The sequence below is a fragment of the Vibrio sp. TRT 2004 genome, assembly GCF_050113735.1.
Taxonomy (GTDB): Bacteria; Pseudomonadota; Gammaproteobacteria; order Enterobacterales; family Vibrionaceae; genus Vibrio.
In genome coordinates this window covers 64,410-76,870 of sequence record NZ_JBNJOH010000004.1, presented here as the reverse complement: position 1 = coordinate 76,870, position 12,461 = coordinate 64,410, and the positions used below count along the sequence as shown (strand labels likewise).

7 protein-coding genes are annotated in these 12,461 nt (G+C 46.5%); all 7 read left to right on the top strand.

Annotation, left to right across the window (positions count from 1 at the left end; genetic code table 11):
- Nucleotide 1 precedes the first annotated feature (1 nt).
- Nucleotides 2-1,102, top strand: coding sequence for an ABC transporter ATP-binding protein (locus tag ACQEXR_RS02995; RefSeq protein WP_138970480.1), 1,101 nt, complete (start codon nucleotides 2-4; stop codon nucleotides 1,100-1,102).
- The gene (locus ACQEXR_RS02990; protein WP_138970481.1) at nucleotides 1,102-1,965 is read left to right on the top strand and encodes a carbohydrate ABC transporter permease; all 864 of its coding nucleotides are present in this window, start codon (nucleotides 1,102-1,104) and stop codon (nucleotides 1,963-1,965) included. Before ACQEXR_RS02995 ends, ACQEXR_RS02990 begins: the two co-directional genes overlap by 1 nt.
- A 16-nt stretch (nucleotides 1,966-1,981) precedes the next feature.
- Nucleotides 1,982-2,800: a carbohydrate ABC transporter permease gene (locus ACQEXR_RS02985; RefSeq protein WP_427019752.1), complete on the top strand. Its 819-nt coding sequence runs from the start codon at nucleotides 1,982-1,984 to the stop codon at nucleotides 2,798-2,800.
- 11 nt (nucleotides 2,801-2,811) lie between these two features.
- Nucleotides 2,812-3,084: a DUF2160 domain-containing protein gene (locus ACQEXR_RS02980; RefSeq protein ID WP_138970482.1), complete on the top strand. Its 273-nt coding sequence runs from the start codon at nucleotides 2,812-2,814 to the stop codon at nucleotides 3,082-3,084.
- Between the two features lie 115 nt (nucleotides 3,085-3,199).
- Nucleotides 3,200-4,918: an extracellular solute-binding protein gene (locus ACQEXR_RS02975; RefSeq protein WP_138970483.1), complete on the top strand. Its 1,719-nt coding sequence runs from the start codon at nucleotides 3,200-3,202 to the stop codon at nucleotides 4,916-4,918.
- Between the two features lie 170 nt (nucleotides 4,919-5,088).
- A complete protein-coding gene (gene recC, locus ACQEXR_RS02970) occupies nucleotides 5,089-8,547 on the top strand; it encodes an exodeoxyribonuclease V subunit gamma (protein WP_427019719.1) in 3,459 nt (1,152 codons plus the stop codon).
- A gap of 296 nt (nucleotides 8,548-8,843) precedes the next feature.
- On the top strand, nucleotides 8,844-12,461 hold the full coding sequence (gene recB / locus ACQEXR_RS02965; RefSeq protein ID WP_427019718.1) for an exodeoxyribonuclease V subunit beta: 3,618 nt from the start codon (nucleotides 8,844-8,846) through the stop codon (nucleotides 12,459-12,461).

Here is a 12,461-nt window from a genome sequence, read left to right as displayed (position 1 = left end):
CATGGTTCAAATTACACTTAATTCACTGGCTCACACCTATGATAAGAAGCCCACGTCGTCTTCGACTTATGCCATCAAAGAGATGAACCATGTTTGGAAACAAGGAGGAGCCTACGCGTTACTAGGGCCTTCTGGTTGTGGTAAATCCACTTTGCTCAACATCATTTCTGGCTTAATGAGCCCATCGCAAGGGGATGTGATGTTTGATGATGTGAGGGTGAACGAACTTCGTCCTCAAGATCGCAATATTGCTCAGGTTTTTCAGTTTCCGGTGATTTACGACACCATGACGGTGTACGACAACCTTGCATTCCCACTGCGCAATATGAAGGTTCATAAAGCCAAAATACATTCCAAGGTGACTGAAATCGCAGAGATTCTGGAGCTGACTAATGTGTTGTCTAAAAAAGCCCAGCATCTCACGGCGGATGAAAAACAGAAAGTCTCTATGGGGCGTGGTTTAGTTCGAGATGATGTTTCGGCGATTCTGTTTGATGAACCGTTAACGGTTATCGATCCACAACTGAAATGGAAGCTGCGCCGCAAGCTCAAACAGATTCATCAGCAGTTCAATATCACTATGGTCTACGTGACTCATGACCAACTTGAGGCGTCCACTTTCGCTGATGAAATTGCCGTGATGTACAACGGTCAGATTGTTCAGTTTGGAACGCCGCGTGAGTTGTTTGAACGACCAAATCACACCTTCGTTGGTTACTTCATTGGTAGCCCGGGGATGAACTTAATGGAAGTCACTCCAACGGAAAATGGCGTTCGGTTTGATGATGTAGAAGTGCCACTATCTGAATCTTACCGCCACGCCATCTCTCAGGCAGGGAGCGATAACATCAAAATCGGCATTCGACCTGAGTTTGTCCACGTATGGGAGAAAGGTAATGAGTCGGCGTTGAGCTGTGAAGTGCTCCATGTCGAAGACCTTGGTACCTACAAAATCGTCACCTTGCAATTGGGTTCTAAGCAGATCAAAGCACGCTTACAAGAAGATCAGCCAGTGCCTGATAAACACGCTTATATCAGCTTCCCAGAGCAATGGACCATGCTGTATGTCGATGAATTTTTAGTCAATGTAGGGGAAGAGTAATGGATAAGGTTTCAAACAATAAAGCATGGTTTCTTGTCCTGCCAGTGTTTGCGCTGGTGGCTTTCAGTGCCATTGTTCCTCTTATGACCGTAGTGAACTACTCGCTACAAGATATCTTTGACGCCAATACGGCTTATTTCGTCGGCACGGAGTGGTATCGTGAGATTCTCAATGATGAAAGGTTGCACGGTGCACTTTTGCGCCAGTTTGGATTCACTTTTACCATTCTGCTCATCGAAGTACCGCTAGGTATCATCGTTGCTTTGACCATGCCAACCAAAGGTCGTTGGTCTGCTTTTTGCCTAATTGTACTGGCCATTCCTCTGCTGATTCCGCTTAACGTGGTAGGGACCATTTGGCAGATCTTTGGCCGTGCAGACATCGGTCTGTTTGGTTGGGCTCTCAATGGTATGGGGGTGGATTACAACTACGCAGGTAATCCAATTGATGCGTGGTTGACCGTGATTCTGATGGATGTCTGGCACTGGACTTCATTGATAGCACTCTTGTGTTATTCGGGGCTGCGCGCGATTCCGGATGCGTACTATCAAGCTGCGAATATCGACCGAGCATCGACATGGTCAATCATTCGTTACATTCAGCTACCTAAGTTAAAGAGCGTTCTTCTGATCGGCATTCTGATCCGATTTATGGACAGCTTCATGATTTACACCGAACCGTTTGTTTTAACTGGCGGTGGCCCTGGTAACTCAACCACATTCCTCAGTCAGACACTCACCAAAATGGCGATTGGTCAGTTTGATATTGGTCCGGCTGCGGCATTCTCGATCATCTACTTCCTGATCATCCTATTGGTGAGCTGGGTGTTCTACACCGCAATGACGCACGGTGAAAGCAAGTAAGGAAACAACAATGGCGATGACAAAATCAAAATACACCCGATACACACAGATCGTCGGGCTAGCGTTCTACATCATCTGTTTGATGCTGCCAATTTACTGGCTGCTCAACATGTCTTTTAAAGAAAACCAAGAGATATTAGGAAGCCTGAGCTTCTTTCCTGAGAACTGGACGTTTAAGAACTATCAGACCATTTTCTCCGACTCTAGTTGGTATATGGGGTACGTCAACTCGATCATCTATGTAGTGATGAATATGGTTATTACCTTAACGGTTGCGTTGCCTGCTGCTTATGCGTTCTCTCGTTTTAAGTTCGTCGGTGATAAGCACCTGTTCTTCTGGCTGTTAACCAACCGTATGGCACCACCAGCCGTGTTCTTGCTGCCATTCTTCCAGCTTTACTCTTCGGTTGGTTTATTTGACACCCATATTGCGGTCGCATTGGCGCACTGTCTGTTCAATGTGCCTCTTGCGGTATGGATTCTGGAAGGTTTTATGTCGAGTGTTCCCCGCGAAATCGATGAGACCGCTTACATTGATGGTTACAGCTTTCCTAAGTTCTTTATCAAAATCTTTTTGCCGATGATCCGTTCGGGGATTGGGGTCTCGGCTTTTTTCTGCTTCATGTTCAGTTGGGTCGAGTTGTTGCTTGCTCGTACGCTGACATCCGTAGAGGCCAAGCCAATTTCAGCTGTTATGACTCGAACCGTCAGCGCGTCGGGTATTGACTGGGGTGTGTTGGCTGCGGCTGGGGTACTGACCATCTTACCGGGTATTTTGGTTATCTGGTTCGTTAGAAATCATGTCGCGAAAGGCTTCGCGTTAGGTCGAGTATAAGGAGAAACATTATGGCTTGGATGGCATGGACTACACCTTCAGCACTGTTCTTCCTAGGAATAGCTCTGATCTTGCTCACGATGACGGTTCGAGAAATTCGTACACCATGTATTGAGCGCAAAGGATTCCTTCCGATCACAACCACTCGTGGTGATCGGCTGTTTATCGGTTTATTAAGCTCCGCTTTTATCCACTTGGGATTTATTGGGTTTACTGAACTGACAATTTGGGTGCCATTTACGATCTGCGTAGTTTGGCTGGGTACGGTTTTGAAATGGGGATAACAACAATTGACTGACATGTGTTCCTGACCAAGCTGACAGTAAGCCATAGTCATAGGGTCATGAGCGTAATCAATAACGTAAGAGACAGAATACTCATAACTGGAGTTACACAAGAATGAAAAAGGATATCAAAAAGTCTTACCTTGCACGTAGTTTGGCGCTGACATTTGCGCTTGCTGCAATCTCTCCTGCTGCATTGGCTGATATAGCAGCCGCGAAAAAGTGGATGAGTGAAGAGTTTACTCCTTCGACGCTGTCGAAAGAGGAACAAACGCAAGAGATGCAGTGGTTCATTGATGCTGCTAAGCCTTTCCAAGGTATGGAAATTAATGTTGCCTCTGAAACCATCACAACGCACGAGTACGAAGCGAAAGTTTTGGCGAAAGCATTTTATGAAATTACCGGAATTAAGGTGAATCATGACCTAATTCAAGAAGGTGACGTCGTTGAGAAACTACAAACTCAGATGCAGACTGGCCGTAACATCTATGATGGCTACATTAACGATTCCGACTTAATTGGTACTCACGTTCGTTACGGAAAAGTTGTACCTATTTCAGACTTCATTGCTGGTGAAGGAAAAAGCGTTACTAACCCATATTTGGATTTGCCTGATTTTATTGGTTTGGATTTCACAACGGGGCCTGACGGTAAATTGTATCAACTTCCTGATCAGCAGTTTGCGAACTTATACTGGTTCCGTGCGGACTGGTTTGAGCGCGAAGATCTAAAAGCCAAGTTTAAAAAAGAGTACGGCTATGAACTCGGTGTTCCATTGAACTGGTCTGCGTATGAAGATATCGCAGAGTTCTTCACCGATAAAGTGAAGACTATCGATGGTGAGCCTGTGTACGGACACATGGATTACGGTAAGAAAGATCCTTCTCTAGGTTGGCGTTTCACTGACTCATGGTTCTCAATGGCTGGTGCTGGCGATAAGGGTATTCCAAATGGTCTACCGGTTGACGAGTGGGGCATTCGTATTGAAGGCTGTAAACCAGTCGGTTCAGATGTCGCTCGTGGTGGTGCAACCAATGGCCCAGCCGCAGTGTATGCGACAACCAAATACGTAGACTGGCTCAAGCAGTACGCACCACCAGAAGCTCAGGGCATGACGTTTGGTGAAGCAGGTCCAGTTCCGGCGCAAGGTTCCATTGCTCAGCAAATCTTCTGGTACACCGCTTTTACTGCTGACATGACCAAACCTGGACTACCGGTCGTGAATGAAGATGGTACGCCAAAATGGCGTATGGCACCTTCTCCACGTGGTCCTTACTGGGAAGAAGGCATGAAGCTGGGTTATCAGGATGCAGGTTCTTGGACATTCCTAAACAGCACACCACTTGACCGCCGTCAGGCAGCGTGGTTATACGCTCAGTTTGTGGTATCGAAATCAGTGAGTTTGAAGAAAACGCTGGTTGGTTTGACTCCAATTCGTGAATCAGACATCAACTCTGATGCTATGACAGAAGTTGCGCCGAAACTCGGCGGTTTGGTTGAGTTTTACCGCAGTGATGCACGTAAGCAGTGGACGCCAACGGGAACCAACGTTCCTGACTATCCGAAGCTAGCACAGCTATGGTGGCAATACGTTTCTGAAGCGGCAAGTGGCGAGAAAACGCCTCAGGAAGCATTGGATGGTCTAGCGCAAGCACAAGACCGTGTACTACAGCGTCTAGAGCGTAGTGGTGCACAAGGTGAGTGTGGTCCGAAACTGAATGAGAAGAAAGATCCACAGTACTGGTTGTCGCAACCTGGTGCGCCTAAAGCCAAGCTGGCCAATGAAAAGCCACAAGGCAAAACGATCGCTTACAAAGATCTCATCGCTCAATAATTAGCTCTCTAACAATGAGTTGATAATTTCTCCCTCCTACCCGCTCTTGTCTGTCTAAGGCTTGAGCGGGTATTTTGATTCGAGCCAAATCATACGCTTATAACACTCTCGAAATTTAGCTGCATGTGCTAGTCTCACCCTAGTTGCGGCATTAATAGTGTGAGTGTGTTTTGTTTACTGTCTACCATTCCAATCAAGTGGATATATTAAAATCCTTACTTGTCGAGCTTGTACGGCTTAACCCTTTGTCAAACCCATTTGAGCAAGAGCAGATCTTAGTTCAGAGCCCGGGGATGTCTCAGTGGCTAAAGATGGAGCTAGCCAAGGAGTTTGGAGTGGCAGCGAACATCGAGTTTCCTCTGCCAGCTACTTTTATTTGGAATATGTTTACTCAGGTTCTACCTGACGTACCCAAACGCAGCGCATTTAACAAAGAGTCAATGACTTGGAAATTGATGCTGATTTTGCCTGAGTTACTCGGGCGCGAGGAGTTTGAACCACTCAAACACTATTTAGAGCAAGATGATGACAAATCTAAGCTCTATCAGTTGTCTGAAAAAATAGCCGATATTTTTGATGGCTATCTCGTCTATCGTCCAGAATGGATAGCTGCTTGGGAGGCTGGGCAGACGGTGTTTGAACTCGAGGACGAACATCCGTGGCAGCCTATCCTATGGCAGGCACTTTATGATCATACGGTCGCTCTTGGTCAGTCGCCTTACCATCGTGCCAATCTTTATGAGCACTTTATTGATACCTTAGAGAGCAGCCAGGCGAGTTTTGATCATCTGCCAAAACGCTTATTTGTGTTTGGTATCACTTCTTTGCCTCCGCGCTATATGGATGCGTTAAAAGCTATTGGTGAGCATATCGACGTTCATCTGATGTTTACCAATCCTTGTCGTTACTATTGGGGAGAAGTGCGAGATAGAAAATTCCTTGCTCGTTTAGCGGCTAAGCATCGTAAGCATGTGGTATGGAATCAGGATCACTCAGAACAGCATGGCGAAAGCGAACAGTTAAAAGGCGGTCTAGAAGAGAACGTCATCGACGAACTGCATACCGACGCGGTTGGCAATAGCCTGTTGGCTTCTATGGGTAAGTTGGGGCGCGATAACATGTATTTGTTGTCACAGCTTGAATCGAACGAGATCGAAGCTTTTGTTGATATCGAACGAGATAGCCTACTTCACCATCTACAAGCGGATATTCTCAATCTGGAAGAACACCAGAATGACCAGCAACTAGAGACCAGTACACACAAGCAAGTCATCGTTTTGGAAGATAAGTCGCTGATCTTGCATGCTTGTCATAGCCCGATGCGTGAGGTAGAAGTGCTTCATGACCAGCTATTAGCGATGTTCGATTCAGATCCGGCGCTCAAGCCACGCGATATTATTGTTATGGTGTCGGACATTAATGCCTATAGCCCTGCGATACAGGCGGTATTTGGGAATGCACCGGGCGAACGATTTATTCCTTACTCAATATCCGACCGAACCGCAGATCAAGAAAGTCCAATCCTTAATGCCTTTATGCAGTTGGTTAACTTACCGAATACTCGTTGTTTGGCGTCAGAGCTGTTGGAATTACTCGAAACTCCAGCAGTACTAGCACGATTTGAATTAAGCGAAGATGAGTTTATTTTAGCTAAGCAGTGGGTTGAGGAATCAGGTATTCGTTGGGGATTGAACGCCTCCACGAGTGAGGAATTTGAATTGCCGGCAACCGAACAAAATACATGGCAATTCGGCATTGAGCGTATGTTACTTGGTTACGCGATGCCAAATAGCGCTGGTTTGTTTGAATCTCAATCAGGAACGATCGCCCCTTATAATGAAGTTCAGGGCATGGGGGCCGAGCTAGCGGGTAAGCTGGCACACTTTATTGAAACCATCAGCGATTATCGCCAACAACTGCAACTCACCCAGTCAATTGATCGCTGGCGTGAAGTCCTCACCTTATTGCTCGATGATTTTTTCTTGGTCGAGTTGGAAGGTGAGGCAGCATTGAAATCGATTCGAGATACTTTGGCCAATCTTAAAGAGCAACTTACTGATGCCGCCTTTGAGCAAACCTTAGCGCCAGCGATCGTGGCTCAGTATCTACACAATAAACTCGCAGGAACGAGAGTCAGTCAGCGCTTCTTAGCTGGACAAGTCAATTTTTGTACCTTGATGCCGATGCGCTCAATTCCATTTAAGGTTGTCTGTTTGTTGGGGATGAATGATGGTGTTTATCCTCGTTCAATGCCCGCAGAAGGTTTCGATCTAATGAATGGTCGAACCAAACCAGGCGATCGTTCTCGTCGTGACGATGACCGCTATTTGTTCCTTGAAGCAATACTTTCAGCGCAGCAAACGCTTTACATTAGCTACGTTGGCCGTTCGATTCAGGACAATACTGAGCGCGTCCCGTCGGTATTGGTGTCTGAGTTAACAGAATATTGTCAGCAAAACTATTGTTTGGAGGGCGATGAGTCGTTGCCTAGTGATGCGTCTGGAGATGGGTTACTTCGTCGGTTGATTCACCGCCATTCTATGGTGCCATTTAGTGCCAGTGCATTTGTCGGTCAACAGCCAAGCTATGCCAAAGAGTGGCTGCCCGCTGCAAATAGACAAGGTCAAAGCGGTGGTGAGTTTAACCGTCAGCTTGAGGATTATCTGCTCGATGCCACTTATCCGTTGGAATTGGACTTGGTTGAGTTGCAGCGTTTTTGGCGTTTACCTGTTCAGTATTTTTTCAATCGCCGTTTGAAAGTAATATTTGAACCGCCACTGCCTGTTATGGAAGATGACGAGCCTTTCGTACTGAATGGCCTGCAAAGCTATCAGATGCGTGATGGTCTGCTCGATAGTTTGCTTAAACACCGACTTGCAGGTGAACAAGATTCACAAACCGTTATAAACCGCTTTGTTGAACAACAACGTGCTCAAGGTAAGCTTCCAGTAGGTGCGTTCGGTGATATTGAATTTGAAACCAATCGCGTTCAGGCTGAAGAATTGGTCGAGAAATTAACTTTCTTATGTGGTGCTGAACATGAGGATTTGGAAATCAAGCTCAGCTTCGATGTGCTGGGAGAGGATAAACTCGTCAACCTTACTGGCTGGCTGACCCAACACTATCAATCTGGATTGATCCGCTACCGTAGTGGAAGCATTCGTGCTCAAGACTACCTAGCCGCGTGGATTGATCACCTCTCAATGTCAGCGATGGGTATTAATAAGCCCACTCACATGATTGGCTACGATCGTAAAGAGGGCGTGGTTCATCTGGTTTACCCAGCCGTCAATGATTCGACATATGCTAAGTCACTATTAGCTGAATTGATCCGTCTGTTCTATCAGGGTATGACGCAGCCGTTGTGCTATTTCCCTAAAACCGCCTTAGCGTGTGTTGAAGCGGGTTTTAGCCGTGGTAATTGGGTAGACGATGAAGAGAAGTCGCTGAAAAAAATGGCGGACACATTTAATGACAGCTTTATGGCTGCTGGTGAAGGTAATAATCCTTATATCGCGCGAGTTTGGCCGAACTGGAGTGACGAGCTGGCAGCACAAGTACGAATGATGAGTGCATTGGTGCTTCAGGCTCCGCGCTTAACCGCAAAAAATCGTGAAGATGTTGAGTGATTGATAGTATGAGGAAAGTAGGTGGCCGCCAGTAAATCATTATTGTGTAGGGCGTTCGCTGTACGGCCACAGGTCAGAGGGACCATGATTCGGTTGGTTGTTCACAAGTGCGGTTAAATCCAAAGTTAACGTCACTTGTTCAACACATGTCGCGGATACTAGCGGTTAGAACAATCTTCTGCCGTGAGAAAGATCCCATAAAGTCCTAACTATTTAGGCGTTTAACGTAATTACAATCATTTTTAAGTCTAGATCACACTTGGATCTTGGGTTTTGATTAGAAAGGTAGAATTTTTATGACAGCAACGTCGATGGTGACCCCGCTAAATGCCATGACTTTTCCTTTGCACGGTGCCCGGCTTATCGAGGCATCGGCGGGTACGGGTAAGACATTTACCATCGCTGGATTATACCTCAGATTGCTTTTGGGTCATGGTGATCCAGAAACCAAGCACCAAGTCCCTTTAACTGTTGATCAGATTTTAGTGGTCACTTTTACGGAAGCGGCTACGGCAGAATTGCGCGATCGTATCCGTGCGAGGATTCATGATGCACGATTGGCGTTTGCTCGAGGGACAAGTCATGACCCTGTGATCCAACCTCTGCTTGAAGAGGTTCATGATCATAAGCAGGCGGCTGATATCTTGCTTCAAGCCGAGAGGCAAATGGATGAAGCCGCGGTCTATACCATTCACGGTTTCTGTCAGCGTATGCTGACCCAAAATGCGTTTGAGTCAGGCAGTCGATTTAATAATGAGTTTGTCACGGATGAAAGCCACCTTAAAGCACAAGTGGTTGCTGACTATTGGCGGCGAAATTTTTATCCACTGCCACTGAACTTGGCGGGTGAAGTTCGTCGACTATGGAACGCTCCTTCTGACCTGCTGCGCGATATCAGTAACTATTTAACGGGAGCACCGTTAAGCCTTACGGTTAAAGCGATGAGTGGCACGCTGGCGGATCTGCATAAGCAAAATCTTGAACGTATTGATGAGTTGAAACAGTTGTGGCGAAGCCATCAGGATGACCTTTTTGCCATCATCAATGATTCTGATGTGAATAAACGCAGCTACACCAAAAAATCCCTGCCAGCGTGGCTGGAAGAGGTCAACCATTGGGCTGCGTCCGATACCACGGGCTACGACTCTCCAGACAAGCTGGAGCGTTTTTCTCAGCAGGTGCTGTTTGATAAAACGCCAAAAGGGCGGGCGCCAGAGCATCTTGTATTTTCGGCGATCGAAGAATTTGTTGCCAATCCGATCACTCTTAAAGCGCCAATTCTTGCTCATGCAATAGAGCATTGCCGTTCTATGCTGGCAAAAGCGAAGCAGCAAAAACAGTGGTTATCGTTTGATGACCTGTTAACTAATCTCTCTGCTGCCATTGATAGCGACGAATCAGAATTGCTTGCGGAGCGTATTCGGACGCTATATCCGGTTGCGATGATTGATGAGTTTCAGGATACCGATCCTCTGCAATACAGTATTTTTAGCCGTATTTATTTGAACCATCCACAATGTGGGTTGTTCATGATCGGCGATCCTAAGCAGGCCATTTATGGTTTCCGTGGCGCTGATATTTTTACATACATCAAGGCTCGTAAGCAGGTTTCGTCTCACTTCACCCTCGGAACCAACTGGCGTTCAAGCGCAGATATGGTGGCGGCTGTAAACCAGATTTTTGAACTACCGACCAGTCCATTTATTTATGATGAGGACATTCCGTTCCTTGCGGTTAATCATAGTCCTAAAGCTCAAAATCGCACTTGGCTCATTGGTGACCAAAAGCAACCTGCGCTGACCTATTGGCTGCAAGACGCTGACGATAAACCGCTACCGAAAGGTGAGTATTTGCAAGCTATGGCCAAAGCGACGGCTGACCAGATACAGTCAGTACTAACAGCGGCGCAAGAGCAGAGGGCTTACTTCGTTGATGGCGATAAGCAGCATCTGATACAGGCCGGTGATATAGCGGTTCTAGTTCGCACAGGTAGCGAAGGTCGCATGGTTAAAGAAGCGCTAGCCAAGCAGGGCATAGCGAGCGTGTACCTTTCGAACCGTGACAGCGTTTTTACTTCTTTGATCGCACAAGATATTCAGCGTTTGCTGCAAGCTGTACTTACACCTGAAAATGACCGTGCCTTGCGTGCCAGTCTCGCTTCAGAAATTTTTGCTCTTGATGCCGGAACACTCGACAAGCTTAATAATGATGAGAATGAGTGGGAAAGTGCGATCAATGAATTCAAAGAGTATCGCAAGCTATGGAGTCAGCGTGGTGTGCTACCCATGCTGCGCAGTGTGATGAGTAAGCGTCATATTGCCGAACGTATGCTCGAAGAAGAGGCGGGTGAGCGCAATCTTACTGACTTAATGCATATTGGCGAGCTCTTACAACAGGCGAGCCAAGAGCTGGAAAGTGACCACGGTTTGCTGCGTTGGCTCGCTCAGGCAATCAGTGACGCGCAAAATGGTTTGGGAGGCAGTGAGGAGCAAATTCAGCGTTTGGAGTCAGAACGCAACTTGGTGCAAATCGTGACAATCCACAAGTCAAAAGGTCTTGAATATGACCTCGTTTTCTTGCCTTTTGCTATGAGTCATCGAGAAGCAAGTGAAGCCAAGTATTACGATGCCAAGCAAGATCAAACCATTTTAGATATCGCTAAGCAGGGTTCGTCGCTTGCTCAGGCCGACAAAGAGCGTTTGGCAGAAGATCTGCGTTTGATATACGTCGCCTTAACTCGTGCGGTTTATGGTTGTTTTATTGGCACGTCTCCGTTGAGAAATGGGCGTTCAACCAAAGAGCCTACGGGGGTTCACAATAGTGCGATGGGGCATTTGCTTCAGGATGGTCAACAGGGCGGTATACAAGATTTAACCATAGCTATTCAAAAGCAAGTGGATGGATTGAATTGCGTTGTGCTTTCAGCGTTGCCCCAACAGCATTCACAACCGTTTAGCTTACTAAATGAGTCTCAACATTCACTGACAGCCAGTGAACTGAGTCATGAGATTGATCGTAACTGGCGGATTACTAGCTATTCAGGATTGGTAAAGCAGGGCTCTCATCATAGCGATGAAGCCTTCACGGATCTGATGCACCTCGATATTGATTCTTCCGATGAACAGGAGCAAGACGAAATTGCCGACCCAGAAATGTCGATTTTTACTTTTCCGCGAGGAGCAAGACCTGGCACCTTCTTACATACCTTATTTGAAGAGGTTGAGTTCACTCTGCCTGCGACCAGCGTTGAAAACAGTGAAATTATTCTCCAGCTATTAGAAAGTGAGCAGTTAGACATCAATTGGTTGCCTGTCCTTCAGCAACTTATCGATACTGTGTTAGCGACACCTTTAGATGGTAAATCTTTGTTACTCAAACAAAAAGGCCCTAATCAACGACTGGTTGAGATGGAATTCTTATTACCGATTGAAGTGCTTTCGGCTCCAGCACTTAACCGAACGATTCAGCGCCATGATCCGCTGTCAGCCAAAGCGGGTGACCTCGGTTTTCACACCGTTCAAGGTATGTTGAAGGGTTTTATTGACTTGGTATTTGAACACCAAGGTAAGTATTACGTTCTTGACTGGAAGTCGAATCACCTTGGCGATGAGGTGAGTTTCTATCACGGCGATGCATTAAGGACGGCAATGGCCGATCATCGCTACGATCTTCAATATCAGATTTATGCTTTAGCACTGCACCGTTTTTTGCGCAGCCGTATCGCCAACTATGATTATGAGCAGCATTTTGGTGGAGTTTACTACCTGTTTTTGAGAGGTATGGATGGCGCGAGTGACCATGGTGTATTTAGTGCCAAACCGAGCTTGGAGTTTTTGACCGATATGGACAAACTGATCGATGGTGAAGCGATTGATGTGAAGCAAAATAGCGCAGGCCAGATGGAGTTACTTTGA